The organism is Bacillus sp. EB01, from assembly GCF_000613125.1.
In the GTDB taxonomy this organism is placed as follows: domain Bacteria; phylum Bacillota; class Bacilli; order Bacillales; family Cytobacillaceae; genus Bacillus_D.
Genome location: NZ_HG964497.1, coordinates 1,665,136 through 1,690,656, shown reverse-complemented (window position 1 = coordinate 1,690,656; position 25,521 = coordinate 1,665,136). Strand labels below are relative to the sequence as shown.

Annotated in this window: 24 protein-coding genes, 2 pseudogenes, 2 riboswitches and 1 other annotated feature; of the genes and pseudogenes, 10 read left to right on the top strand and 16 right to left on the bottom strand. The window is 39.8% G+C overall.

Annotated elements, in window-relative coordinates; all coding sequences use genetic code 11:
* Positions 1–755: 755 nt before the first annotated feature.
* Complete coding sequence (locus TY16_RS07480; protein WP_155922187.1) at positions 756–1,223, top strand: hypothetical protein; 468 nt, start codon at positions 756–758, stop codon at positions 1,221–1,223.
* Between the two features lie 26 nt (positions 1,224–1,249).
* Here TY16_RS07480 and TY16_RS07475 read toward each other — a convergent pair whose 3' ends face one another.
* The 4 genes from TY16_RS07475 to TY16_RS07460 all read right to left on the bottom strand — a co-directional run bounded on the left by TY16_RS07475 (position 1,250) and on the right by TY16_RS07460 (position 3,516).
* Positions 1,250–1,867 carry an FMN-binding negative transcriptional regulator gene (locus tag TY16_RS07475; protein ID WP_043931208.1) on the bottom strand — a complete coding sequence of 206 codons (618 nt, stop codon included), beginning with the start codon at positions 1,865–1,867 and terminating at the stop codon, positions 1,250–1,252.
* Positions 1,868–2,011: 144 nt separating this feature from the next.
* Complete coding sequence (locus TY16_RS07470; RefSeq protein ID WP_043931207.1) at positions 2,012–2,530, bottom strand: GNAT family N-acetyltransferase; 519 nt, start codon at positions 2,528–2,530, stop codon at positions 2,012–2,014.
* Positions 2,531–2,575: 45 nt separating this feature from the next.
* Entirely contained in the window at positions 2,576–3,046 is a 471-nt protein-coding gene (locus tag TY16_RS07465) for a hypothetical protein (RefSeq protein WP_052342639.1), read from the bottom strand.
* Between the two features lie 56 nt (positions 3,047–3,102).
* Complete coding sequence (locus TY16_RS07460) at positions 3,103–3,516, bottom strand: hypothetical protein (protein WP_043931205.1); 414 nt, start codon at positions 3,514–3,516, stop codon at positions 3,103–3,105.
* A gap of 185 nt (positions 3,517–3,701) precedes the next feature.
* Positions 3,702–3,926, top strand: a binding site (T-box leader).
* A gap of 44 nt (positions 3,927–3,970) precedes the next feature.
* Here TY16_RS07460 and argS point away from each other — a divergent pair.
* Positions 3,971–5,653 (top strand): arginine--tRNA ligase, encoded by a 1,683-nt coding sequence (gene argS / locus TY16_RS07455; protein WP_052342638.1) that lies wholly within the window; start codon positions 3,971–3,973, stop codon positions 5,651–5,653.
* Positions 5,654–5,912: 259 nt separating this feature from the next.
* Here the strand turns inward: argS and TY16_RS07450 are convergent, their stop codons facing one another.
* Positions 5,913–6,266: a tetratricopeptide repeat protein gene (locus tag TY16_RS07450; protein WP_155922186.1), complete on the bottom strand. Its 354-nt coding sequence runs from the start codon at positions 6,264–6,266 to the stop codon at positions 5,913–5,915.
* 128 nt (positions 6,267–6,394) lie between these two features.
* Between TY16_RS07450 and TY16_RS27275 the strand changes: the two are divergent.
* Positions 6,395–6,502 (top strand): annotated as a pseudogene (locus tag TY16_RS27275) (IS1595 family transposase); the annotation flags it as partial.
* 16 nt (positions 6,503–6,518) lie between these two features.
* On the opposite strand, the gene TY16_RS07445 reads toward TY16_RS27275, so the two are convergent.
* A complete protein-coding gene (locus TY16_RS07445) occupies positions 6,519–7,235 on the bottom strand; it encodes a response regulator (RefSeq protein WP_043931203.1) in 717 nt (238 codons plus the stop codon).
* Between the two features lie 10 nt (positions 7,236–7,245).
* Positions 7,246–8,835 (bottom strand): DcuS/MalK family sensor histidine kinase, encoded by a 1,590-nt coding sequence (gene dcuS / locus TY16_RS07440; RefSeq protein WP_043931202.1) that lies wholly within the window; start codon positions 8,833–8,835, stop codon positions 7,246–7,248.
* Positions 8,836–9,046: 211 nt separating this feature from the next.
* Here dcuS and TY16_RS07435 point away from each other — a divergent pair, with 211 nt between their 5' ends.
* Together TY16_RS07435 and TY16_RS07430 are read left to right on the top strand one after the other, a co-directional pair.
* Positions 9,047–10,300: a dicarboxylate/amino acid:cation symporter gene (locus TY16_RS07435; RefSeq protein WP_043931201.1), complete on the top strand. Its 1,254-nt coding sequence runs from the start codon at positions 9,047–9,049 to the stop codon at positions 10,298–10,300.
* Positions 10,301–10,621: 321 nt separating this feature from the next.
* Positions 10,622–11,071, top strand: a pseudogene (locus TY16_RS07430) (NAD-dependent malic enzyme); the annotation flags it as partial.
* A 484-nt stretch (positions 11,072–11,555) separates the two neighbouring features.
* On the opposite strand, the gene TY16_RS07425 reads toward TY16_RS07430, so the two are convergent.
* The 8 genes from TY16_RS07425 to TY16_RS07390 all read right to left on the bottom strand — a co-directional run bounded on the left by TY16_RS07425 (position 11,556) and on the right by TY16_RS07390 (position 19,164).
* Positions 11,556–12,659 carry an NAD(P)H-dependent flavin oxidoreductase gene (locus TY16_RS07425; protein WP_043931199.1) on the bottom strand — a complete coding sequence of 368 codons (1,104 nt, stop codon included), beginning with the start codon at positions 12,657–12,659 and terminating at the stop codon, positions 11,556–11,558.
* 488 nt (positions 12,660–13,147) lie between these two features.
* Positions 13,148–13,816: a DNA alkylation repair protein gene (locus TY16_RS07420; protein WP_043931198.1), complete on the bottom strand. Its 669-nt coding sequence runs from the start codon at positions 13,814–13,816 to the stop codon at positions 13,148–13,150.
* Between the two features lie 219 nt (positions 13,817–14,035).
* Entirely contained in the window at positions 14,036–14,836 is an 801-nt protein-coding gene (locus TY16_RS07415) for an HAAS domain-containing protein (RefSeq protein ID WP_442853246.1), read from the bottom strand.
* Complete coding sequence (locus TY16_RS07410) at positions 14,799–15,128, bottom strand: PadR family transcriptional regulator (RefSeq protein ID WP_043931196.1); 330 nt, start codon at positions 15,126–15,128, stop codon at positions 14,799–14,801. The genes TY16_RS07415 and TY16_RS07410 overlap by 38 nt, the downstream gene beginning before the upstream one ends.
* A 411-nt stretch (positions 15,129–15,539) precedes the next feature.
* Entirely contained in the window at positions 15,540–16,529 is a 990-nt protein-coding gene (locus TY16_RS07405; protein WP_043931194.1) for an HAAS signaling domain-containing protein, read from the bottom strand.
* Positions 16,526–16,864: a PadR family transcriptional regulator gene (locus tag TY16_RS07400; protein WP_043931193.1), complete on the bottom strand. Its 339-nt coding sequence runs from the start codon at positions 16,862–16,864 to the stop codon at positions 16,526–16,528. Before TY16_RS07400 ends, TY16_RS07405 begins: the two co-directional genes overlap by 4 nt.
* 407 nt (positions 16,865–17,271) lie before the next feature.
* Positions 17,272–17,418: a hypothetical protein gene (locus tag TY16_RS26105; protein ID WP_155922182.1), complete on the bottom strand. Its 147-nt coding sequence runs from the start codon at positions 17,416–17,418 to the stop codon at positions 17,272–17,274.
* 1,044 nt (positions 17,419–18,462) lie between these two features.
* Positions 18,463–19,164 (bottom strand): hypothetical protein, encoded by a 702-nt coding sequence (locus TY16_RS07390; RefSeq protein ID WP_043931191.1) that lies wholly within the window; start codon positions 19,162–19,164, stop codon positions 18,463–18,465.
* Between the two features lie 446 nt (positions 19,165–19,610).
* Between TY16_RS07390 and TY16_RS07385 the strand changes: the two genes are divergently transcribed.
* From TY16_RS07385 to TY16_RS07370, 4 genes are all read left to right on the top strand, one after another.
* The gene (locus tag TY16_RS07385; protein WP_043931189.1) at positions 19,611–19,874 is read left to right on the top strand and encodes a hypothetical protein; all 264 of its coding nucleotides are present in this window, start codon (positions 19,611–19,613) and stop codon (positions 19,872–19,874) included.
* Positions 19,875–20,043: 169 nt separating this feature from the next.
* Entirely contained in the window at positions 20,044–20,322 is a 279-nt protein-coding gene (locus tag TY16_RS07380) for a hypothetical protein (RefSeq protein ID WP_043931188.1), read from the top strand.
* A gap of 173 nt (positions 20,323–20,495) precedes the next feature.
* Positions 20,496–20,810 (top strand): hypothetical protein, encoded by a 315-nt coding sequence (locus TY16_RS07375; protein WP_043931187.1) that lies wholly within the window; start codon positions 20,496–20,498, stop codon positions 20,808–20,810.
* 159 nt (positions 20,811–20,969) lie between these two features.
* Positions 20,970–21,152, top strand: a complete 183-nt coding sequence (locus tag TY16_RS07370) for a hypothetical protein (protein ID WP_043931186.1) — start codon at positions 20,970–20,972, stop codon at positions 21,150–21,152.
* A gap of 529 nt (positions 21,153–21,681) precedes the next feature.
* Positions 21,682–21,767, bottom strand: a riboswitch (cyclic di-GMP riboswitch).
* Between the two features lie 523 nt (positions 21,768–22,290).
* On the opposite strand, the gene TY16_RS07365 is transcribed toward TY16_RS07370, so the two are convergent.
* Positions 22,291–24,666, bottom strand: coding sequence for a M14 family zinc carboxypeptidase (locus TY16_RS07365; RefSeq protein ID WP_043931185.1), 2,376 nt, complete (start codon positions 24,664–24,666; stop codon positions 22,291–22,293).
* 98 nt (positions 24,667–24,764) lie between these two features.
* A riboswitch (SAM riboswitch) is annotated at positions 24,765–24,871 on the bottom strand.
* Positions 24,872–25,148: 277 nt separating this feature from the next.
* Here TY16_RS07365 and TY16_RS07360 point away from each other — a divergent pair.
* The gene (locus TY16_RS07360) at positions 25,149–25,415 is read left to right on the top strand and encodes an Ada metal-binding domain-containing protein (RefSeq protein WP_043931183.1); all 267 of its coding nucleotides are present in this window, start codon (positions 25,149–25,151) and stop codon (positions 25,413–25,415) included.
* The last annotated feature ends 106 nt before the right edge of the window (positions 25,416–25,521 follow it).

Sequence of the window (25,521 nt, the reverse complement as noted above, 5' to 3'; positions counted from 1 at the left end):
TTTGAGTCGTGTCTTACTCTTATCTTAGTGGGGAGCCCTGTTTTTATCAAAGTCCAAAATTAACGAACTACAGGAATGCTATGAGACGGGTTCTCTCGGATAAATCTGCTTGCTCTAGATGCCGATTAATCTACGAGACGGGTTCTCTTGGATTAATCTGCTTGCTTCAGGTGCCAATTAATCTATGAGACGGGTTCTCTCGGATTAATCTGCTTGCTCTAGATGCCGATTAATCTATGAGACGGGTTCTCTCAGATTAATCTGCTTGCTCCAGACACCGATTAATCTACGAGACAGGTTCACTTGGATTAATCCCTTCTTTTTAATCTTCAACCCATTAAATTAGACTTCACCGGAAAACAAAAAAGTAAATTTTCTCTCCAAATTATGTAATTTCCCTCTTCGTCATAGCGTCTAATTAGTGAAATGCCTATTCACATAAAAGAGGTTTTTCAATTGAGGCGAGTATTGGCAGCTGTAACGATTTCGATTACATTTCGAAGCTGTCGGATAGGTGAAATGTCCTTGAAAGTTGGTTTCGAGTACAATTCGAGGCTGTCGGATGGGTGAAATGTCTTTGAAAGTGGTTTTCGAGTACAATTCGAGGCAGTCGGATGGGTGAAATGTCCTTGAAAGTGGTTTTCGAGTACAATTTGAGCCTGCCAGATAGATGAAATGTCCTTGATGTCACCACGTGCAACTACTGCTAAAAAAGTACTTCTTAAGATCATACTTGAAAAGAGGGGAGAGTTACCGTGAAAACAAAACATGTATTAATCGCAATTCTGGCATTGTCTATACTGATGATAACAGGCTGTTCATATACCATTGGGAGTGATACGCAAAGTGAATTTCCTCCGTCCATGTCAGCGCTCATAAAAATTAACGGCAAAGAGTATGAGATGGAAGAAGGCAATTATAAGTGGGTGCGAAAAAAGGGGTCAACAACTCAAGTGTACCAAACTGACCACGCCTCGCCATACCAAATGGCAGACCATATAGAACCAATTAGCGTGAAGCCAAACGAAAAAGTTGATATCGAAATTGAAGATAACCCGGATCTCAAAGTGTATACATGGGATGAAAACGGAAGAGGGGAAGAAGTTAAACATAATGGCAATCAACTAACCGTTCCTTCAAGCGATGGAACGTACATTTATGAAGTTGAAGCAGAGTGGGGGAACGGAACGGTTTCCTACACTTTTTTACTAGAAGTTCACTAATAAAAGGCGCAGGAAACCCGGCTGACTTACTTTTTTACTCGTTTTTCCATCTGTTCCGCAAGTTGCTTCGAATTTGGGTTTCTTTCATTTTGCAGTTGAGCAATGATGTTCTTGTAGTCAGCTGCATTTCGGTTCTGGCTTAATTTATACGCAGCCTGGATTTCCTCAACCTTAATCTTAAAGCCGACAATACCTTTTAATTCCCTTTCCAACAGCTCAGGAGAAAGCTTATCCCATAACACAGGGTTTTCGCGTTTCTGTTCATACTTTTCCAGCATCCCTGTTAAGTCTTCTATCAACTCCTCTTTGTTTAAAATAACAACCTTTCCATACATATGGACGGCCTGGTAATTCCATGTCGGAACATTTTCGTGCGAATACCAGGAAGAAGAAACATAAGCATGCGGACCTTGGAACATCACAAGCCCACTATCGCAGGTTGTAAAGGTTCTCCACTGAGGATTTCCATAGGCGATATGCCCGGTAACATAGCAGTCATCGCCTTTTTTCACTACCCCTAATGGCAAATGAGTCGCAATCGGTTTTCCACCGTCTGTAGTCACCAGCGTGCCAAAAGAGTTCGTTTGGACAAAGTCCCATATTTCATTAACATCTGTCACTTTAAAAAATTTAGGTACATACATCATTTTCACCTCGTTATTTTTTTGCTTAAGGATATCCAACTGCTGTCAACAGGTGATTTATAACAAGTTTGTTTGCCAAAACCCCTCAATAAAAAGACGCTCAAGCCAAAATATAGGCTTGAGTGTCTTTCGTTAGCTACAAAATTAACCAAGTGTTTTAGTCATAATGAAGTCGATCTGTTCCTCATCTCCCATATAAAAAGAGTGGGCCCCTGTTTGGACAAATCCCATTTTCTTATAAAAAGCAATCGCGTTTTCATTCTTTTCCCAGACGCCGAGCCAGATTTTCTTTTTATTACGTTCCACTGCAATGTCCACAGCTTTATTTAGCAGGTACTTTCCAAGCCCGTGTTTTTGAAAATTATTTCTTACATAAATCCTCTCTATCTCAAGTGAATCATCGCCCATTTGTTCAGACTGGGCATCATTGGTGTTCACCTTCAAATATCCAGCAATCTCATTGTTAAAATAAACAAAAAAGAACTCCGAGGATTCAGTGGTTAATTCTTTTTCTAATTGCTGTAAATTAAATGCCTTTTTCAAATAGGCCTTCATATTTTCTGGAGAGTTCTGATCACCAAACGTGTCATTAAATGTTTCGTAACTGATTTCTTGAAGTATAGGTGCATCCTCAAGAGTGCACTTTCTCATATGTATCGTCATGTTAAAAATCCGCTCTCCTCTATTAATAATTCTTTTTGAAAAAAATCATTCTGCAACATTTAAAGAAAAGGCATAACTAGCGGTTCCTTGTCCCCAGGTTGCAAGGACTTCGTAAATTACTTTTCCTTGGAATCCTGAAAGTACTACCTCGCTGTCGGTACGAATTATGTCATTTTGAGTATTCCATACCCTGACCTGATAATGTGCAGGTTGTATCTCAAAGTTTAATCGTACCTCTGTATTTGTGTTTACATTCACAGTTTTTTCCCCCTCAACTAAATCAGGAGGTGCTGCTGCATCCGCATGCACACCTGTTGAGGTGCCGTCGCCGTTTTCATATTCCCAACTATATGAACCCAGTTTGGGTCGGATGGTTTCTTCTCCAACAGAAATAGTCAAATCCGAGGGGCTTTTAGAAGAATCGCCTTCATAAGATGTTTCCTTTGCACCCGCACAACCGGAGAGCGATAAGAGAGCTAATATGCAAAAAATAAAGAACAATAATTTAACTTTCATTGTTTTATCTCCTCGAAAAAACGTATTCCTTCCAAGGTAAAAACAGTCAAATACTATTAATCATAATACCCCGAACCTGTATATTCCTCCTCATGTGGCCCATACACATAGAAAGCACCTACAATTTCGTCGAGACCGACTACGATATAAGGATTTGCAACTATGGAACTTTGCGATGACTCCTTAACAGTTATTGCTGTATCCTTACTTGATGTGTGGACCTCCGCCAATTCCAGCTCATTTCCTTCCCTGCCTAATGAAATAACGACTGCCTTTTTGCTTTCATTAATGGTAAACACCTTATAACCCTTATAATCTTTGTTGTCGCTTTGTAATTGATCAACATAGCTTTGAAGTTCCGGGGTATTGCCTAGTTGATTATTTTGAAGTACCCACCAGGGCTTCTCGCTATTACTGCATCCAGTAATAAGTATTAAAATTAATACTAATAATAGACTGCTTTTTTTCATAAAACACCTCACCCTGAATTTAACTAACTTGTCTTTAAATTCAATCTACTTATCAGATATTTTAGCACATTTATCCAGCCGACCTTCCAAACCGACAAAAATATCTGTAGGCGGCAGACGAGAATTTTTCCCAATTAGCCAGTTGCCAGATTAAAATAAATGGCTATAATAAAGAATAATACACGCGAATGTCGATGATGAAGAGAGTAGTTGTTTGTGGAGGCGAAGCGAGCCGGGGATAGTGGGAGCCTGGTGCGAAGCAAATGATGAACCGCACTTCTGAGATGCTGTCCTGAAGTTAGTAGGGAGGGCCGGGGAGAGACCCCGTTACAAATGTTGAGTGGTTTTTGCTAATGTGCAAAAACAAGCAGAGTGGTACCGCGGGATAAATTTAGGCTCCCGTCTCTTTTATTATTAAAAGAGGCGGGGGCTTTTTATTTTGGAGGGAAAAACGATGGAGTTTAAAACTGATTTTGCCGAGGTTCTGTATGGTGCCTTGAATGGGCAACTGGAAAAGAAGAAATTGATTCAGATGATTGAAAAGCCTAAATTTGAGAACATGGGAGATTTGGCGTTTCCATGTTTCGAACTGGCGAAGGTTCTCCGGAAATCACCGCAGATCATTGCAACAGATCTGGCCACGAAGATCAAAACACCTCTTTTTGAAAAAGTAGAGCCGGTTGGCGGTTATGTGAACGTGTTTCTCAACAAGCCAATCGTTTCGCAGCAAGTCATCCAAAAGGTTCTCTCCGAAAAAGAAAACTTTGCGGACTTGAAAATCGGCAATGGCCAGGTGATGACGATTGATTTCTCGTCGCCGAATATCGCAAAGCCTTTTTCAATGGGGCACTTGCGCTCGACTGTCATCGGTAATGCTCTGGCATTGATTGCCGAAAAGTCTGGCTATCGTCCAATCCGAATCAACCATTTGGGTGACTGGGGCACCCAGTTCGGTAAGTTAATCGTTGCCTATAAAAAATGGGGTAACGAAGATACTGTCAGAAAGCAGCCTATCAAAGAGCTGTTGAAGTTATATGTCCAATTCCATGAAGAAGCTGAAAACGACCCAACTCTTGAAAATGAAGCTCGTGCCTGGTTTAAAAAGCTGGAAGATGCCGATGCGGAAGCAATCGAGCTGTGGGAATGGTTTCGCGAGGAATCCCTGAAGGAGTTTGCGAAAATCTATGAGCTGATGGGAATAGAGTTCGACTCCTATCACGGGGAAGCATTCTACAATGACAAGATGGACAGGGTCGTTGAAATGCTTGAGGACAAGAAGCTGCTCGAAGAATCGGACGGAGCACAGGTTGTGCCGCTCGAGAATTTGCCGCCGTGCCTGATCAAGAAAAGCGACGGAACAACCCTTTATGCAACCCGTGACCTGGCAGCCGCCATTTACCGCCAGGAAACCTATCACTTTACGAAATCCTTGTATGTTGTCGGCAATGAACAAACGCTTCACTTTAAACAGGTATTCTCCGTGCTGGAAAAGATGGGCTTCGAGTGGCAAAAGGGAATGAGCCACGTGCCTTTCGGGATGATGCTGAAGGATGGGAAGAAAATGTCTACCCGGAAAGGCAAGGTCGTCCTGCTTGAAGAGGTTCTCAATGAGGCAATCGCACTGGCTCTGGAAGATATTAAGAAGAAAAATCCGAACCTTGCTTCAAAAGAGGAGGTTGCCCGCCAGGTCGGAACAGGCGCCGTCATCTTCCATGACCTGAAAAACTTCCGCCAAAACGACATCGAGTTTTCGCTAGAAGACATGCTCCGGTTTGAAGGGGAAACCGGCCCATACGTCCAATACACTCATGCCCGTGCCGCATCGCTCCTGAGAAAAGGGGACTTCCAGGAAAGCGACAACCCCGTCAGCATCCCGGATCAGGAAGCATGGTCAATTATCACCGCCCTGATAGCCTTCCCTGACGCAATCAAACGAGCAATCGAAGAATACGATCCATCACAAATCGCCAAGTATGTTATCGAGCTATCCAGGGCGTTCAACAAATACTACGCATCCGTCCGCATCCTTGATGACAGCGAACTTAAACAAGACCGGCTAACCTTAGTCTACACAGTGAAACTCACCCTTAAAGAAGGTCTTCGCTTATTAGGACTGCAGGCTCCTGAGGAAATGTAAGACTCTATTTAAAAGACCTATGTTTGGGCGGGTTCTTATGCTCGCCCTTTTTAATGCTTATGGGCACACTTTTAGCTTCTATGAGCACGCTTTGCATTTCTATGGGCACATTTTTTGTTTTTATGAGCACTTTTTTCATTTCTATGAGCAATTTTACTTCCAGAGAGATTCTCATATGAAGGAACAATTTTAATGGTATTTACTGCACAATTAACTTTTTTATTTTGACTCTTTTCGTAAATAGTGAGCTTTTGGAAATTTATGTTGTTTTAATCTTGTTTAAAAGCTCTCTTGCCTTTTTAAAAGTGGAATTACGCATCAATATTGCTTCAAGAACTTTGGACGCTTCATCAATTAAACCATAATTATGAAGTTCTGTTGCATATGCAAAAGCAACCTTATCATTTCTATTGTTATGTTCATATGCTAGTCTTATATTTTCTCTAGCTAAGGAGTGGTTTCCAAGGCTTTTATAGCATTCGTATAATCTTTCATAGGTTTTGAAATGCTGGTCGAGTTCTAAAGATTGTTCAAAGTAATGGATTGCCATCTTGAACTCCTTACTTGCTAAACACCTCATTCCGAAGAGGTAGTAGTGATAACTGTCATCCATATATAAATTTGCTCCTATAGAAAAAATGAATATTAAGCACGTAACATACTAACCGTTGTAAAGTTCACGTTGGCAGGAACCAAGCAGCAAAACTTTGGTGCGTTCGACAGAAGGAAACTTTTTGTTTCTATCACATGCAGCACGATAATGAGTATCATAAACGTCTGAAAAAGTGGATGGACCGTTTTCAAAGAGTTGCAACAAAGGATCTTCACTACTTGTTTTGGCATCGATTTGGACCGTCCGGCTATTTCATTGCATTCGGCTTAATTGTCCAAGCTGGTCTTTCTTTAATCGATACAAAAAGAGCGGCCTGCCTATTCCATAGGTCAATGATTCTTCAAGCACGCCGATTTGTGCCAAAAACTTTAAGTATTTCCGTACCGATACCCGTGAAATAAGAGTGGTTTCAGATATTTCATCAGTAGAAAACGGATCCTGCTCCTTTGAGCGGATTACCTCAATGATGGATTGGAGTGTACTGCTAGTAAGCCCTTTAGGCAATTTCGGAGTTGGATCGAATAGTGCTGAATTTTGCTCTGTACTCAAAATCCGTTCATCAAGGTCCTCCTGCCTGAGCACCTCACTATTCGATAAAAAATAATGTTTTTTCTTATATTGAAGCAATGCCTGCTGGAATCGTTCAAATTCAAAAGGCTTAATGAGATAATCGACGGCTCCGTACCTCAGGGCAGTCTGGATTTTGTCTTTATCGGCCGCGGCAGTAATCACAATCACATCTGTGGGAATATCATGCTCTCTTACATACTTGATTAATTCAATCCCGGTCGCACCAGGCATGTACACATCAAGGAGAATCAGGTGAACCTGATTCCGGGCAAGAAAATCAATAGCCGCATTTACTGAGTGAAGAACACCGGCTAGAGTGAAACCGTCCATTTCCTTAAGGAAGCGCTTGTTAAATTCAGCTACCATCGGATCATCCTCGACAATTAGAACCTTGATCATTTTTTCACCTCTATAACACGATTGGAATTTGTACGATGAAATTAGTGCCTAGTAATAATTTCGAATCAATCGTTAATGTTCCACCCAGTTCTTTGACGTTCTTGGCGACCAAATACAACCCATAGCCGCGGTTTTCCCCCTTTGTAGAGTAGCCTTTTTCAAAAATTTTACCTTGCGCTTCGGCTGGTATCCCTGGCCCTGAATCGAAAACTTCCACCGTCAGAAAACCCCCATGAAAAGACAAGGACAATTCCAGTGTTTTTTCATCACAGTCCGCCATCGCTTCCACTCCATTGTCAACCAAGTTTCCAATGATTGTGATTAGCCCATGTGTGACCTTGGTGTCCGAAAGCTCAGGAATGACCGAGTCAATTTCGATTGAAAGGTCAACGTTCTGTTCCCGGGCATAGCTTAATTTTCCCATAATGAATCCAGCAAGAGCGGGATCCTTAATATGCTGGGCGATGTTTCCTGATTCCTGGTTCCGGAAATCTACCAGTGTCAGGATGAATTCAGAAAGCTCGTCGTAAGCTTTCATTTGCACCATGCCAAGAATAACATGCAGCCTGTTCATGAACTCATGTGACTGTGCGCGCAAAGTCTCGGCGTATGTCTTTACGCCTGTAAGCTGTTCTGCGAGCTGATTCATTTCCGTCTTATCACGGAACGTTGAAATTGCCCCGACAACTTGTCCGTCGACGACAAGCGGCACCCTGTTGACTAGAATGGAAACAACACCATTAATCATATTCTCCTCATCAAGTTCCGGCTGCCCTGACTTCAACACGTGATCCAGCCCGTTTGAAGGTAAATAGTCATGTATTTTCATTCCAACTGGGTTTTGGGAAAGGCCGGCTTTTTTAAAAATCTGCAAAGCCGACTTGTTTACAAGTGTAATCGTGGAATTGTGGTCAACCGCTATAATTCCTTCATGTACGGATTGCAGCATCCTGCTCCGTTCTTCAAGGATTTTTGCAATCGCAAACGGTTCAAGCCCTAGCAGGACTTTTTTGATATATCGCGACAGGAGTATGGCCCCGATAATTCCGATTATTAAGCCGAACGTAGTAACAACAAAGATTTCCCGGTGGTTTTTGTTAACAGTTGTTTTTAAGGTTTCAAGTGAGATCCCTACGGCAACAGCACCTAGCTGTCTTCCTTCTTCATTAAAAATTGGCGTAAACGCCCGGACTGACTTACCCAGAGTACCTTCCGAGATTGACACGTACTCATTTCCTTTTAAAGCTTGTTTTTCGTCTCCTCCAACAAACGGTTTTCCTATCATAGCCGTATTGGGATGGGATTTGCGGATTCCCTCCATATCCATCACAACGATAAACAACACATTGGTGGCAGATTGGATATCCCTTGTGAAATCCTGTATCCTGTTGGACTTTTGTCCGCTGTCCATTTCACTGATGACGATATCGGATTTCGCAATTGTCCTCGCTATAATCTGCGCCTTCTCCTCTTGGCTTTTCCTTATATCTTGGCTGACGTCATTGCTTATTAAAATGTCGGTAATCGAAAGGGAAATGAGAACAACCAAACAAACGAAGAAAATAATCAGTGTGCCTAGCTTAAATCGCTGACGATGCACAAAAAACGCCTCCAAACACACAAACCTAGTAACCTTAACTATAAATTGTAAACGCTTTTAAATAAAGTAATAGAATAGTTTACTTATTTTAATTACAAAACACTTTTAAAACTTTTAAAAACTATTTTTCTTGTTCACAAAATTGTAACATGTCAATAACAAAAGGGGTGTAAACGTTTTCAAAAAACTAGTAGGATGGGAGGAATTTTTTATGAGGAAACTCAATTTTAGAAATCTGACGACTCAGGTTATCATAGGTATCATTCTTGGTATTACTGTCGGTTTCATTTTTCCAGAGTTTGGTTCACAGCTGAAGGTTATTGCCGACATTTTTATTAAGTTAGTAAAAATGATCATTGCTCCAATCATCTTCCTTACAATCGTTATTGGTATTGCAGGCATGGGGGACATGAAGAAAGTTGGTAAAATTGGAGGCAAGGCACTGCTTTATTTCGAAATCGTTTCAACCATCGCATTAGCGATCGGTATCCTGGTCGGCAACCTTATTAAAGCCGGGGAGGGAATCGATGCCAAGGCTGGCCAAGGCGATGTTTCACAATATACAAAGGCCGCAGAGGAGACAAACAACGGATTTGTTGGCTTTATCGTTTCAATCATTCCGGACAGTTTTGTTGGTGCTTTCACAGGAGGACAGCTGCTGCCGGTACTGTTGCTTGCGGTCCTGTTTGGGATCTCCCTTGCCCATTTAGGCAAATCGGGCAAACCAATCCTCGATTTTCTGGAAAAATTGTCTGAAGTATTCTTCGGTCTCGTAAACATTATTATGAAGGTTTCTCCATACGCAGCTTTTGGTGCGATGGCGTATACCATTGGTGAATTTGGGGTTGAATCACTTATTTATCTTGGGAAATTGATGGCTTCTGTTTACACAACTATGGCGATATTCATCATCCTCGTTTTGGGTGGCATCGCAAAGTTTTATGGGTTTAATATCTTCAAATTCATTGCTTTTATAAAAGAAGAAATCTTTCTCGTTATCGGCACTTCCTCTTCAGAGGCTGCGCTGCCCAAGATGATGGAAAAGCTCGAGAAATACGGCTGTTCCAAACCGGTCGTTGGACTCGTACTTCCGACTGGTTATTCCTTCAATCTGGATGGGACATCAATCTACCTTTCAATGGCGGCTTTATTCATAGCTCAGGCGTACGGAGTAGATTTAAGCATTTGGGAGCAGCTTACATTACTCGGCATCCTGATGCTCACTTCCAAAGGTGCCGCAGGTGTTACTGGATCAGGCTTTGTTACACTTGCAGCCACACTCGTTGTATTCCCGTCGATTCCGGTTGAAGGAATGGCACTTATCCTTGGTGTCGACCGATTCATGTCAGAAGCCCGTGCCATTACGAACCTAATTGGAAATGGAGTTGCAACCGTAGTCGTTTCCAAGATGGAAGGCGAATTCCATCCATTGCAAGAGGCGGTGGAAAAAAGGGCAACAGCTTAAAGCTAGTTCATACGTTCAGGAATAAAAAGCAGGCAGCCAAAAACTGCCTGCTTTTTGCATATTAAAATCTTTGAAAAAGAAATTTATTTGAAGGAGTGGGAAGCGGTGGTGGACTGGTTTGTCCAGCAAATCTGAAAAACTGTCCTGCAAAGTTTGGGAAATGTCCTGCAAATTCGAAAAACTGTCCTGTATTTTTAAAAAACTGTCCTGAACAAATTAGCGGACCGCGTGTTTCGGGTTTGGAAGCACCCCCTTCAATGAGCGAATCAAGTTATTGTGCAGTAATCTTCTTATTTATCTGAAATGAAAGGGGAAAAATCAATGAAAACGCTTGTGAGTACAAACGTCATCCAAACAAATCTAAGAGGCAAGGAGCTTCTATCCAATCCATTCTTGAATAAAGGCGTTGCTTTTACGAAAAAAGAACGCGAAGAGCTGGGGCTGGAAGGTTTATTGCCGCCACAAGTACTCACACTGGAAGAACAGGTAAAACGTTCATATGAACAATACTCATCCAGGACTGCCAACCTGTTTAAAAACGGACTGCTTTATGAAATTTACAACCGCAACGTTGTGATGTTCTACCGGCTCCTGAAGGATCTTCTTAGTGAAATGCTTCCGATTATTTATACTCCGACTGTTGGCGAAGCGATTCAGCAGTATTCCCATGTGTACCGGCGGCCAGGAGGCATGTATCTTTCCATTGATGATCCTAAGGGAATAGATGCAGCCTTTAGGAATCTTGGACTTCCAAAAGACGGTATTGACCTAAAGCAGACAGGGCGGGCGGTTCTCGTTTGCCCAGACAAGAACATTTGTGAAAATTTTAAACAAAAAGTGGAGAAATAGGTTAAATCATATACGGTAAAAGCATGGTAATTCGGAAAGGAAGGGTCGGCATGCTTTTTTAAGTGGAGAATTTCCCTCTAAATAGATAGGGGGAGGCTTAAACGGCAAATATAAGAGGAGAAATTCCTTTTAATCTCTCTAAATATGCCAAAATCCAATGATTTGAATCTGATAAAAGGAAAAACTCCCTTTATTTAAAGGGAAATATCAGTATTTCCCAATTTAAGGGGAATTTTTCCGTTTATTTTTCAAACCTAGGGAAATCAGCTTTCAGTTATAACATCCAAAAAATCAAATAACCTTGTCTGATTATCCAGGATTGCTAATTTTCCCAAAATCATTAATATAGCACAAAAAAAATAACTGAGATTCTCACCCTATTTGCATTGCCATTTACTTTATTGCGCTATTCACGGACGAGTCCGGATGGGGAACGTGAAAGACCGAACTTTTTCGCCTCCGCGATTATCGAGTGTATTAACGTTTCGACCGTTTGATCTTTAGCCAGACGCGGAGATTGTCCGGACCAAAGGGACATAAAGTCTGGATTGTCTTGAGAGGAGGCGGCTTTCCTGATAGATTGGGTCAGGACATTTTGCACCGGGAAATCCGGTAATGATGTTTCATGAAACTGCATTTCGTTTATAAATTTGTTTTTAATCCCCCGTGCCCATTTGCCGGAAAACGAACGGGTCAGAACAGTCTCGTCCTCTTTGGCAGCCAGGATTGCTTTTTTGTAGACTTTGTGGGCTCCACTTTCAACACAAGTCAGGAACGCTGTGCCCATCTGGACCGCTTTGGCTCCCAAACAGAGGGACGCCATCAACCCTCTCCCGTCCATAATTCCCCCAGCAGCTATAACAGGGATGTTCACGTTATCAACAACCTGAGGGATAAGCGACATTAATCCGACGAGACTCTCCTGGTCTCCCTGGTGAAAACTTCCGCGATGTCCGCCGGCTTCACTGCCCTGGACAACGACGGCATCCATGCCCGCTTTTTCCAGTTCAATTGCCTCCCTGACAGTCGTAGCCGTTCCAATTAACATGATACCACTTCGATTTAATTCCCTGATAAATTCCTCCGAAGGAATTCCAAATGTAAAAGAACAGACAGAAACCTGCTCTTCAATAACAACTTTCACTTGTTCAACAAAAGATTGATAGACATCTGGAAAAACAGGAATCTCCGCGTCTGCGTATTCCTGTATCCCCAATTGTTCACGGACAGGCTGCATTGCTTTTTGCGCTAATCGGACATCCTCTTCTGTAACAGTAAAATCATTAGGAACAAATAGATTAATACCGAACAGGCCAGACGTCAGCTTCCTAATTTCTCTAATCTGAAGCCGTAATTGCTCCGGGGACATATAGCCGGCACCTATCATTCCTAATCCACCGGAATTAGAAACCGCCGCTACCAAACGTGAAGTCGTAATCCCGCCAGCCATCGGAGCCTGGATAATGGGGTATTTCATGTTCAATAGTTTAGTAAATTCATTGGTTAACATCCGATCACATCCTATCTCAATGAAAGTTGAAGGTCGATACAATTAACTTGGAGAATAAGAAATATCAATTAACAGTATATCAGAGGTTTCCATATTTTCGGTCGAGGCGATGGTAGAAGGGCGTACAGCTAACCCCGTTCGTATTTAGGACGGGGTTAAAAATATAGTTGTTTAATTTAAGAAACTTCACGATACTAAAAAAATCTAAGTTTAATTGAACAATCGCGCCTGATTGTGGAAGATCTTTTTCTATTGAATAGTATCGTTGTACTGTGCAGTTGGAAAGTTGTTCTTCTTAAAGATAAGCGCCCTACAGATCAAAAAGAGATAGTGAGTTAATCATTTACATTTTCCTTGCATATTTCACTAACTAGCTGCCATAACGCGTTGTTTTCTTTATTTTTCGGTCCAAGCCTATTACAATTTTCATATGAGGCATTGAATTCCTTTATTTTTTGCATTAAACCTTAATAAATTTTCAAAAGTAACTAATTATTATGTCGTTTGTTAACTTCAATCGTAATGAACTCCGGTAAATAGCTGGGAGTACATCCTTTTGCTACTATTTCATCTTTGTAAAGACCCGTTTTCTCACCAAGTTTAATACAACGTGCACGATTCTTTTCATCATAAACGCCTATCCAGCCTGCGGTGAAATTCATAGCCCATTGAACTTCCGGTTCTTCCTGCGTAATATTAGCTTCTAATGTAGATAGTAAGTCTGCGGTGTTATCAGGCGGTGTTTGTCCAGTCCATCTCAATCGCCCTTGATAATACCAGAAAGCTCGCCTTTGAAGAGCAGAAGGGCTATTTTCCCATGACTCCATCAATGCAATTGTCTTCTTGTCTTTGGTGAGCTGATTAGCCATTAACCAATCCATTAAGTTATTTCGCTCATCAAAAGTGTGAGTCTGCATATCCTTATCAAGCTTATTTAGCACATCTTGTGAAAGAAGTTTTTTATCCATAATTAAGATTGCTAATAGTCTGGGCAAAAACTCTTTGGTTGACCAAAGTTCCATAGCTAGTTCGTGATCTTTTTTAATGTCCTTCGCGATTTTTCGTAAATCGCCTAGCTTAGTTTTACTATTGATCTGAGGTAGTATGTTTTCTGCTTTCGAAGAGCGTTTTATTTCTGTACCTTTATTTTCATTCATTTTATACAACTCCTTTATTGTGGTCTGATGGGTGTAATCGTAATATGTAGGGTAAAGATATAATTCGAACATCTAAATAATCTTGCATTTCTATGTGCACCTTTTTATGAGCAATTTTACGCCAGGGGGTTGTTTATATTAAGGAACAATTTTGGGATGGTTCTCGTCTGCCAGTTTCACCTATCCGCCAACTTCTCATTCAAACAAGAACCTTCCCCATTAGCCTTTTTCTTTTTTGAGCATAAAAAATAGATATACGATGATTAGTAGATAGGTTATAATCCACCCTACAATCAATTGTGTAATTTCGCTGAAAGAAGTGTGTGACAATAGCAGGGTTGGCAGGTGAAGTGCGATTAAGACCACAGGCAGGATAGTGGTTTTAGCCCGAATCGAAAAAATGACCACAAAACCAAGAAAAAGCACGCCAGTAATAATACTCCCCAACGTGCCAAAGTGAATGATGGGTGTGGGGTAAAGTGAATCCGCAATGATGATGCCACCAAAAAAGAATGTACCTATAAATGTTGGCAATAGTAAAATTAAAAACTCTTTAAGTTTAGAAACTTGATTTCTTGCCATAAAGCGAAAAGCGAACAGTACACTTACAAGGAAGAGAATACAATAGACAACCGTTCCTGCAATTTTTAATAGACTATAGTTCAATGTACCTTGCAGAAGATCCCCAAACACAAAATAGGACATAGCACCAATGATCACGGGAGGAACGTATTTTGCCCATGCTTTATAATCGGTCTTCATTTCACTGGAGATACTCATCATATACTCCTTGGGCGAACGTCCAATAATTCGATCAATCGATTTCCCGTTTACTTCAGCTTCGTATAGGTGATCTTCAAGTTCTTCAGCAATTTCTTTAATCTCTTGATCATTTTTTCCACTAGAAAACAAGTAAAGCCTTAAATCATCAATGAATTTCCTGCTCTTCTCGGATAGTTGAAGTTGTTCCACTCTTTTCACCTCATTCATTTCTTTCTTTCTTAATGGCTGCGTTAACACTTTTCTCAAGCTCATTCCATCTCATGATAAAATCGGTCAAGGCTTGCTGCCCTTTCGTAGTTAATGAATAGTATTTTCTCTTCGGACCAGCTATTGATTCTCTACGAACAAAAGTGACAAGCCCTTCACGCTGCATTCTCAACAATAACGGGTAAATGGTTCCTTCGCTGATCGTACCAAAGCCATACTCACTTAAACGCTCTGCCATCTCATATCCATAACACTCTTTCTCCTTGATAATCGCCAAGAGACACCCATCCAATATCCCCTTCATCATTTGAGTTTCTGACATTCATTTTCCACCATTCTAATTATCATGTATTACAAGGTATAGGGAAATCATACAAAACTTTACCTTGTAATGCAAGGGTAATGTGAATATTTTACATTCTCTTAAAAAATTTCTTAGAAGCCGCGCACAAAATGTACCATTGGCCAGTGGAGGTTGGCCTAGGCAAAATACAAGGGAGGCACTTGATTTAAGATGGAAGACAAGAAACGCATGATGGATTCTAATGAGGAAGCCGTAACAAGCTCATGAAACTTTAAAAAGTATGTATGAACGAAAATTAATTAGCGACGGTTCTAGTTTGCCAAGAACACCAAAATATTAATGCCTGTACAATCCAGCATATGCAAAAATACAATAATCAAATTCAAGGCACCCCTAACTATCTAAAAGGGTGCCTAATATGGACGTCGGTTACTTCACAGTGGCCCTGGCCTTTTTGAAACCATCAAACGAATTAATTACTGCAGATACACTAAAGACGATGATAATTAGAGAGATTAGCCAAGAATCAATATTTTCGAACTCATTTTTGTAATGTAGAAATTCTGGATTAAAGATGTTAGGGGTTAGTAAAATGATGGAGAAGATCACAGTTGCGACAAATTCATGTATGGCGTTTACGATTGCCAATCTTTTCGTCCATTGGCCTTTAATGAATTTATAGACTGATAGCGCAATCTCAAAAGCAATCAGAGCTGCAACCAATGGCCAATATTGCAGCCAAATTTCTTGATTGAATACCGGAGCAACGAATGTTAAGCCGTCTTTTCCGCCTTCATATATACCAATGAGTTGGTTCGCATAGAAGTAGAGGGTGGCCCATATTGCAGTCCACAATAGTCCGAAAAACACCTCGAATTTTGATATTGCCTTTTTCTTCGGAATATAGGCAATGTTCTTTAAATCCTCAGGTGACCATTTCTTAAGGGCTGAAGTTAACGGTTGGTTATCTTTGTCTTTATCAACACGTTCAATAACAGCGAAAACGACTGTCAACCAAAAGAAAGTCTGCATTACTACATCAATGATTCTCCAAATTCCAAGTCCGATGATATCCAAAATGATATTAATAACCGCTTCCTCGCCATTAAATCCGTTTTTATATTCAGCCATCACTGAAATGAAAGCAATCACAGAGGCAATCGGTAAAATCATTTTTAATAATGAGATATAGACATCATAATAACGCGGCCCAATTAAATGCATCGGTTGGTCGCGATACCCGATGGCAAGTGCAGCAGGGCTCCCCATTTTTTGCAGCACTGATTTCACGTCTTCTTCACTGTAATGATCAGGCAGCATATCCTCAATGGTGGAACGCAATTCAAGAGCAATATCCTCGCGACTTTTTTCAGGCAGTCTTCGAGTCACTTCCTGAATATACACATCAATCAGATTCATTCGTCTTCCTCTCCTTTGAGCAACTCATAGAGCTCTTTTGAATTTTTTAGCCATTCCTCTTTTAGCTGTGTAAAAATCTCTACTCCATAGTCGCTTAATACATAATACTTTCGAGGCCTGCTCTCCGACGTGTCCCAGCTGCTCGTGACGAGTTCCTGCTTTTCTAAACGGCGCAAAAGGGGATATAAGGTACTTTGGTCAATTGAGATATTTGAACTTTCCAGCCGCTGTACTAATGAATAGCCATATTGAGGAGTACGCAACTGACTAAGTACAGCCAATGTCAATGTTCCTCTTCTAAGCTCTGTAATCAATGAATTCAGTAAAGTACTCATCCTACACCTCCTTGTTACTGTATATAATACACTATGCACTCTATACTATGCAACATACAGTATTGTAGTTACGATAATAATATTATTTATTCCGAAGGATCTAATTCAATTAGGTTTGAAAAGGTCAAGCCGAAACAAAGCTGGCTAAAATAAAAAACGGATGAAGATTTCAAAAAATCTTCATCCGTTTATCTATTATTCTATACGGGATTTTCTTTTGGCATGCTGGGAGCGTAACGCCCTTGACCCTAGTCTATACAGTGGTACTCACACTTAAAGAAGGACTCCGCTTACTGGGCCTGCAAGCACCAGAAGAAATGTAAGCCTTCTTTTTGAAAAAAAACAATGTTCAGGCTGGCTATCATGCCAGCCTTTTTGCATATGTACTAGCAATGCCAAACCATTGCTTAATCAGTAACTCTTTGCTGATGATAGTCTATCTTCCGAATCAAATCCCGCTTAAGCTTTGGATCAAGGCAGTCATTCACAATCAAGTTAAGATAAAACAGCCTAACTTTATGCCATTTTTCTTTTAATGTATGAAAGTAACTCATACCAACCTCACCCCACATGCCTTTTTCAGGATAATATCACTCTTTTAATGTGGGGAATGTCGATTCGTCCAAAATGGATTAGGTAAAAAACCGACCTATTTCATGCACTTGTCGTTTTGTACAGGGGGCTGGTACTTGGACATCTACCATTAGTCGAAAATTAAACAAAAGTTTAAAGATGAGCCATACCCTTTAAGTAACAGTTCCCTATTCCGGGCTTATAACCGGGATGGGTTGATCCGGGAAGGAAAAAATAATGTCAGGTTCCGGCGCTTTTCCTTCTTATTGAGGGAGTTTAATAAAACAATATAATGCCCGAAGTAATATGGTAAAATTAGGTTGTTGAATCTGAGGATTTCAGGAGGCAATAAATTGTATTTCTTTACCTGGATCATAACCTACTTTGTTTTACCCTTCTTAATTCTATTATTCTTAGTTAGAATTAGTAGCAAGAAATTACCTATTGTATCTTGGATACTCTCGTTATTGCCGATGTTATATTCCATTTATATTTTTGTTCTAGCCAGTGTTGAGAATGTTAGTGGGAAAATGGGATATGTAGTAGGAATTCATTCCTTTATATACCTACTAGTCTCCATCGTTTTATTATTTTTTGCAAGACAATTTACTAAAACGAAATAGAAGTACACGTAACATTAGCTGCCTGTTAGTGGCTTTTAACTAACGAGGCAGCATTAGTTGAAGAACGAATTTTTTTACTCACTGTCGAACTAAATATTAACTTAATTTAGGATCTGAGAAGTTAATCAAAATGAATAATCAAAGGTCCATAATACAATTATGAAAGTCTTTCGATTACATAGGAGAATAGGGTTTAGTTACGCTAAGTTACAAATTGCTAATTGTTAAATTAAAAGGGATTTTGGTTTTGCAGATTGATCTATATGATGAAGATTATGGAAATGCCTGTTTGATTTGAGCATTTTCCTATTCATTAAGCAAAAAAGAAGCGAACCGCTGAAACTGGCTGCTTCTTTTTTATAGAACCTGTTAACGAGAGAAGAAATTCTTTTTTTTCTTCGATTAGATGTCGAATGTATATACCAAAACATCATTTATTTCCAATGTTATTAAATCGGTTTGTGATTGGTGCATAACTAACACCCTATCAATTTTCGGATAATGGTATTCTTCAATTACTAAACCATCTTTTGTTATGGTAACTGTATTAGTTTCTTTATTGAAATTTACATAATATCCACTTAGAAAAATGGTATCCCTATATTCGGAACCACTCAAGTAATTTCCCAAACCTGAGTATTCTCCTCTTTCATATGCAAGAATCAATGGAACACTATTCCAATAGCCAGTATTATTATTATTGACGGTCAACGCTATGTAGGTGCCGGCAGGATCATAGTGTAGCCAAACTTCTTCTGTGTCCAAAACTAAACCGGTGCTAATCAAGGTATCATTTTTCAATACGGTATAACTGTCTTTAGTGTATTTAAGAGTATACCCTTCAAACAAGATTGTTTGATTCTCTTGCATTATCACTTTATTTGTCATAATATCGGCTGCCGTATAAGTAAAAACCTGTTCCGACGGCTGTTCCTTGATTTTTCCTTGTTTCACTAAACCATAATGATTACCATTGCTTTTTGTCCACCCATAATGATTACCATTGTTGGCAGTCTCTTTTTTTGCTTGTGCTTCATTCCCAACAGGTGTAAATACTAATGAAGCTACTAATGTTAACCCTGCAATGATTAGCTTTTTTTTCATTCCTTATTCCCCCTTATAATTACTTATGTGCCCCTCTACATTTTACCATAACAAATTACCCCTCCGATGGTTTTCTTTGCATTATAGGTTCTGTTAAACAAAGATGTAGAAAAAGCCCCATCTATATCGATTGGGGCTTGAAAATAATTTACTCGGATTATTCACTGATGAGTTCATATTTTATGCTGTCAGTTTCTAAATTCTTCATTTATATTTAACGGACTTTAGCATTGAGTCTGAAAAAGAGAGATTGTGAAGCAAATAGGTGCGTTGTAACAGGAAGGATTAACCGCCCTTTTTTTCGAACTCCTTATTGAACAAACGGGGCAGGATAGTAATAAAAGAAATTGCCGAATACTAGGAATTAAGTTTTAAAGAAAAACAAGTGATACAAATGACTCTTTGAAAATAATGTTGGAAATTATAAGAATTTAGGAGATGATGTATTGAGCGAAATAGATAAACGAAACAGATTAAGTGAAGAACCTTTTACTTACCAAACAACGAATAAAGGAACGGTAGCAATCTATTACAATGGTAAACAAATTAAAATTATAAAGGATAATGATGCTGAACGCCTTATAGCAAGAATTAAAGAAGTTGAAGATAATATAATAGAAGTCCAGTTATTGTTAGCTAAAATTACGGGAAACTTTAAACGTGGTAATGAGAAGAAGATGGTAAAAGTAAAAGAAAATAAACCAAACTAAGCCATTGCTTCGTAGGTCGAACAAATAGAACAAAAGTAGAGACAGGTGTGTTGATCCAGGAAGGATTAACCACCCTTTCTGTTGAATTCCTTATTGAACAAACGGGGCAGGTTAGCTTAAGAACGAGGGGATTAACTTAAATTGTTTTATAGATACGAGGGGTTTGGCTATGGATGCAGGGCTTATAAAAAGTGAAGGAAAAAAAGAAAAATGGAAGCGGATAAAATCTAAAGGCAAAAAATTATATATTTTAAAATCTATACTGTTATTCGGAGTATTTGTATCGCTGTTTTTTACTGTCTATGTGATTTTTTATGGACAGACAATCTTCTCCAATTTGACTGAAGTTATAGTTTTATATTTTGTCTGCGTAATAGTCAATGTTCCACTGGGGATATGGGCTGCAAATAACAGTTGGAATGCTAATATTAGAAGATTTGATAAATAGGTAAAGCCTGTTTCTTGCTTCCTAAACCATTAAAAACCTTTACTTAATAAAGTTCAGATACTAGGAAAATCCTGTTCAACAGAACTAACCGGCATTTTTATTGATTTCCTTATTGAACATACGGGGCCGTTTAGTTAAAGTATTTATACAATTTTCTTATTGGGGAGTTTACAATGGCTAAGAAAATTAGGCTTACAGGGGAGTTTTATGAGGATGCAAAACGGACACTCAAAACTCTTAAAAGGGCTTTCAGTAAGGTTGATACAATATCTAGTATTGAGAGAGACTTTGTAAATGATTTTTATGAAAAAAACTGGGGACCAGAAAAAGTGGAATTTATTGATAAAGTCGCACTTACAGATTATAGGTATATCGGCAAGATTGATTTTACAGAACCTGAAAATCCAGCGGTCATAAAAATAGCGGAGGGTTTCATTAATCAAATTGATGATTTACGGTATGAGTTGGATCAAAAATTTAAGGACTAAATATTTGCCCTTGGATATAAACTGGGTAGTATTCCTTTAATAAGTATGTGAAAAAACCTACTTAAACAAACGGGTACGATTACTGATCATAAATAAACAGTCGAGATTTATATGTTATTTTGAACCGGGAGGAAATAGTGTCTGGGAGACTAGGTGAATATGGATAATAAAGAAAGAAAAGAACAGCTAAAGGAATTGGTGATTATACAAAAACAAAAGAGAATGGAAGAAGAGGAAAAAAGGAAATATGAATATTTTTTAGAGGACGTTAATCAGTTGTTCCCAAATGGTAATAAAGAGGAAGTAGAAATTTTATCTAAAGAAGACTCTAAAAAAATTTAGTTGAAGGATTTCCCTTTACGAATAGCGGAAAAATTAACTGGGACTTTATCTTTAACAAAACAATATTTTCTCCCTCTATTGACTATTAAAGTTCATTAATTGAGGTCTTGAATAAAACCCAAAAGTTAAATAATGATTTATGCTATATTATTGATTTTCACCATCAGTATGTTATGAAAACAAGAATGAATACCATCATTTACAGACTTGAACAAGTTAGATGGAGTAATTGGTATATTTATTGTCCTAAAATTAAACTTGTTATTGATTTGAGCTCCAATGATATAGGAGTAGGTTGGAAGTAAAAAAGCACCCCTTAAGGTGCCTTCCATCAAAAATCACTTAATTTCCTCATATGATAGGAAATTCTCTTTTCTAACTGGCATCTCATTTTGGTATCCAGACAGCCTTCGAGTAGTATAGCATGGTATCTCAATCTTAAAGAATGCCATTTTCTTTTTAATTGTGGCCATAACAAATGAATCCCCATAGTTCCTCCTTAAATGAACACAAATCGTAGGAGTCCGTATTCGGAAGCTGGCGAGCATAATCAAATTGATCTTAGCCCCTATAGCTTTGCGTCACCATTTTTCAATGGTTTTGCCATTATCGTACGATTTATGGTTTATATCACTATTATAGGATAATTCAACCAATAAGCAAGACTTTTTACCTGATTCTTTAGTCATAATTAAATCCAACTGCTTTCTTATATGTAACCCTATCTCCACGCATGCACCTCATCCGAATACACATAATCCACAGCACCCTGAAAATCCCCATTGCTGCTGAAAAAACATCCAAATAATCATTCATGTCGCCCACCTACTAAATTGCCCAAAGTCCATCCAATCTGTTCAGCGACTCATCCTTTAACGGTCTGCCAGTATTACGGCAGGCCGGAATGCATCTACCAAGAGACTACTTCAAATCGGATTGCGTATAAAACGAAAAGAGTGTTACATAAAACGAAAAAAGTCTTCATAAAACAAAAAAGGTGTACCGTAAATTTAAAAATGTCTTCATAAAATGAATAAAGTGTGCAAAAAAAACGGAAAAGCAGGAACCCAAAAAGACGCACTCCGATGTGGAGCGCGTCTTTATTGAATGCATGCACAGTTTCCTCTAAAGGTGTTTTTTACTTGTCAAAAATTGAATTCGATAGAAGTCTGAATAAGTAATCTGTATGGTTACGGAAGCCTGCTTCCAGGCCAATGAGCGTTACAGGGCGGTCTCTTTCTTCAACAATAACAGCCTGGCCTGACGCTGCTTCACGGTTTTTCCAGTGGCCGGATTCAAAAAAGTCCGGAGTTGCGGCAAAGGTTGCTTCGACATTTGTATTGGTTGTATTCGTATACCAGACAGGACCATAAACAAATCCCACGTCATTGCCTCCATATCCCGCTGTGATTCCGGCCCCTTTATAGTCAACCCGTACAATACCGTTGCTGCTTGAAGAACCTGTATTTACATTCACCTCGGTCAGCCCAAGTGATTTTGCAACACGGGAAGCACCCGCACCGACTGCAATAAATCTGCCGTTCTGTTCGACAAATGTTTTCACGTTTTCTTTAAAAGCGTTGTATTCCGCTTCATTTGCCAGAGTAAATTCCTTGTTGGCAGTGCTGGAGTTAAATGAGACTAAATTTGCGCTTCCGCTATACACAAATACATCGAACCCATTAAGGCCTGAAGCAGCTACCTGCTGCGGATGAAGTTCGGTTACATCAAAGCCAAGGCGCTCGAGAGCAATTCTCACGCCTGAGTGGGATTGTACTTTCCCCATACCGCCGTCTCGTAAAATAGCAACCTTTACTTTGGTGATAGCTTCTGCTTCAGTGGGAATGCCAGCTGAACTCGATTGTACGGTTAAGCCGGATTGTTTTACCTCCTTTTCAATGCTGCCCCGGTTGGTATCTACATAAAAATTACCCTGAACATCTCGTTTTACAGGAATTTCTTTGCCAACAAGCTCGTTAACGAGTTGAACAGCAGCGTTTGAGGAGTTCGGGATTACATAAGGACCTTTCCCAATCAATTGGCCCTTTGTCTTCACTTTATCGACTCTCTTTGCCTGGACAGTAAAATCTGATTTTGCCTCAACTGCTTCAAAGCCCCACAATTCAGGCAGGCTCCATGCAGAAATGTCATACATAGCAGCTATATCGTTCGTGATATCCTCGCCGTCCCAAAGGAATGCATTTGCAACCGATGCTTTAGGCTGGTTCAAATCAACAATATACGTGCCGGCTTCATATGTCTTTCCTTCAGCTGTAAACCCTTTGTTTGCCTTCTGGACTTCGACATCATTGTTCAGGAGATGCTGAACGGCCTTTTCGGTAACAGTCGGATCCGCTTCATTAACTGGGAGAATATAGGCTTCAGGGAAACTTTGATTCTCGTAATTCGGATGATAATTTTCCTCGCCTCGATTCAGAATCTCAAGCTGGTCTTCGAGCATCCAATGCTTATTTTCCACAGCAAAGTTAAGCGCCCCTGTTACTGCATCTACCTGCCACTTGACTCCATCCCAATCATTCGTTGGTGCTTCCAGGGTAAAGCCGTAGGTGCCATGGAGCTGGGCATAAGCTGGAGTATAAATCGGCGGGTAAACATCCCAGCCGTCCTTGGAATCACGGAGCGGAATATGGGTGCCTTCCATAGTTTTATAAAGATCTGTCTGGTAATTTGCCCTTTCACTTACAAGCTCAGCTTCCATTGCTTCGGCCTGCTGATTCATCCATTTGTATTGAAGGTCGTATTCATAATTCGGGTTATGTGGAGGCGTACCCGGCAGGATAAGACCTGGATGGTTTTTTACACCCCGCTGCTTTACATAGCCGTGTAAATCAAGTAATACAAGCGGATTAAGCTCGGTGATTTGTTCAATAACTGCCTGAGTCTCTGGCTGTGACTGTGTAATAAAATCACGGTTAAGGTCAATACCCTGCCTATTGAATCGTGTGGCATCAATGCGGCCGTCCGGATTTGCATTCACATTAAAAACGAGAGTATAAGAATCGAGAATTTGTTGTGTTTCCTGGTCATTTTCAAACGCAAATCTTTCAATTAGCTGAAGGGCAGCATCTGTTCCAACAAATTCAGTTCCATGAATGGAAGCATGAATTAAAATTGGGGCCTTTACTTGAGGATTTTCCTCCAAAAATTCCTTCGCTTTTTCAGGATTTTCACTCATCAATTTTCTAAGTTTTTTATACTCAGCATCCTGTGTTTTCCCATCGCTTGATACCGTCACTGTATAAAGATTTCTTCCAGTCGATGACTTTCCTGTTACCTCAACATTTACTCTCTTACTCTTTTTAAATTCTTTGAGTTTACCCTGAATCTCATCATAAACGAGGTAATCATAGTGCTCGGAGTTAAACAGGCTTTGTTTTCTTTCGGCATGCGCCTCTGTAGCGAATACATTTACTGGTAGTGAGCTGGTTAACAAAACCCCGCTTAAAACCACTGACCCTACAATTCTCTTCACATTTTTTCGTTTCGTTTCCAAATGAAAATCCTCCTTTTATGTAGTGGCTGTGTGTTACTTTGTATAAAAAAAACCTCTTTCAAAAGAAAGAGGTTTTTACACAAAAATAGTGTGCCTCTCTCTTATCTCTCAGCTAAATGCTGCAAGAATTAGCACCGTGTCATTAAAAAAATGACCGGTTGCCGGGCTTCATAGGGCTTGTCCCTCCGCCTGCTCTTGATAAGTGAGTATTTCTATAAAATTAGTATGCTTTTGTTAAGTTGAATTATAGCTTACTAGATTAACGAGTCAATACATTAAAGGAAAAACAGGAATATATTACTAAATACTTTTGTAGCATGTGGTTCTTTTCGACTCTATGATTAAAATATGGTACGGTTCTAAATATCTAAAAATTTCGAGAATTTTAGTTATATTTTGAATTGCAAATGGCATTCTTTGAAGTATCATTTTATCTATAGTGAAATTCACAAAAACGGGAGCAGTGAAGAGGAGTGAATAGGATGAATGGAAAAATGTACACCTTGCTTGATGCAAACCGCCAGCCATACCAGAGTGCAACACCCGGAACCGTGGGAGGGAACGGGAAGGCCAAAATCTATGGACGGCTCGATTGCCATGCTGCATTAAGAGCGATAAAACAGGGAGGGTATGTGGAAACCCGGGTCTTCTTTGCCGATGAGGAAACCGCCATTGCAGCCGGCTACCGCCCATGCGGAGCATGCATGCGAAAAGAATATGCACAATGGAAAGCGGAACAAGGAAGATAATTCAAAGCAGGTAAGCAAGAGAAAGTTAACTAAAGAGCCTTTCAAGCCATCAAGAGTGTTCTTTAATTTGGCTATTCTGCCTAACTCAGTCTCTGGCACAATAGCA

What these genes read in the sequence shown, in the direction of transcription:
- TY16_RS07470 (WP_043931207.1), bottom strand. Translation starts at nt 2,530, where the DNA reads ATGACGATACATATGAGAAAGTGCACTCTTGAGGATGCACCTATACTT.
- TY16_RS07410 (WP_043931196.1), bottom strand. Translation starts at nt 15,128, where the DNA reads ATGTCAGAAACTCAAATGATGAAGGGGATATTGGATGGGTGTCTCTTG.
- argS (WP_052342638.1), top strand. Translation starts at nt 3,971, where the DNA reads ATGGAGTTTAAAACTGATTTTGCCGAGGTTCTGTATGGTGCCTTGAAT.
- TY16_RS07475 (WP_043931208.1), bottom strand. Translation starts at nt 1,867, where the DNA reads ATGTATGTACCTAAATTTTTTAAAGTGACAGATGTTAATGAAATATGG.
- TY16_RS07360 (WP_043931183.1), top strand. Translation starts at nt 25,149, where the DNA reads ATGAATGGAAAAATGTACACCTTGCTTGATGCAAACCGCCAGCCATAC.
- TY16_RS07445 (WP_043931203.1), bottom strand. Translation starts at nt 7,235, where the DNA reads ATGATCAAGGTTCTAATTGTCGAGGATGATCCGATGGTAGCTGAATTT.
- TY16_RS07405 (WP_043931194.1), bottom strand. Translation starts at nt 16,529, where the DNA reads ATGAATCTGATTGATGTGTATATTCAGGAAGTGACTCGAAGACTGCCT.
- TY16_RS07400 (WP_043931193.1), bottom strand. Translation starts at nt 16,864, where the DNA reads ATGAGTACTTTACTGAATTCATTGATTACAGAGCTTAGAAGAGGAACA.
- TY16_RS07375 (WP_043931187.1), top strand. Translation starts at nt 20,496, where the DNA reads ATGGCTAAGAAAATTAGGCTTACAGGGGAGTTTTATGAGGATGCAAAA.
- TY16_RS07390 (WP_043931191.1), bottom strand. Translation starts at nt 19,164, where the DNA reads ATGAAAAAAAAGCTAATCATTGCAGGGTTAACATTAGTAGCTTCATTA.
- TY16_RS07465 (WP_052342639.1), bottom strand. Translation starts at nt 3,046, where the DNA reads ATGAAAGTTAAATTATTGTTCTTTATTTTTTGCATATTAGCTCTCTTA.
- TY16_RS07420 (WP_043931198.1), bottom strand. Translation starts at nt 13,816, where the DNA reads ATGAATGAAAATAAAGGTACAGAAATAAAACGCTCTTCGAAAGCAGAA.
- TY16_RS07450 (WP_155922186.1), bottom strand. Translation starts at nt 6,266, where the DNA reads ATGGATGACAGTTATCACTACTACCTCTTCGGAATGAGGTGTTTAGCA.
- TY16_RS07460 (WP_043931205.1), bottom strand. Translation starts at nt 3,516, where the DNA reads ATGAAAAAAAGCAGTCTATTATTAGTATTAATTTTAATACTTATTACT.
- TY16_RS07425 (WP_043931199.1), bottom strand. Translation starts at nt 12,659, where the DNA reads ATGTTAACCAATGAATTTACTAAACTATTGAACATGAAATACCCCATT.
- TY16_RS07370 (WP_043931186.1), top strand. Translation starts at nt 20,970, where the DNA reads ATGGATAATAAAGAAAGAAAAGAACAGCTAAAGGAATTGGTGATTATA.
- TY16_RS07380 (WP_043931188.1), top strand. Translation starts at nt 20,044, where the DNA reads ATGGATGCAGGGCTTATAAAAAGTGAAGGAAAAAAAGAAAAATGGAAG.
- TY16_RS26105 (WP_155922182.1), bottom strand. Translation starts at nt 17,418, where the DNA reads ATGAGTTACTTTCATACATTAAAAGAAAAATGGCATAAAGTTAGGCTG.
- TY16_RS07435 (WP_043931201.1), top strand. Translation starts at nt 9,047, where the DNA reads ATGAGGAAACTCAATTTTAGAAATCTGACGACTCAGGTTATCATAGGT.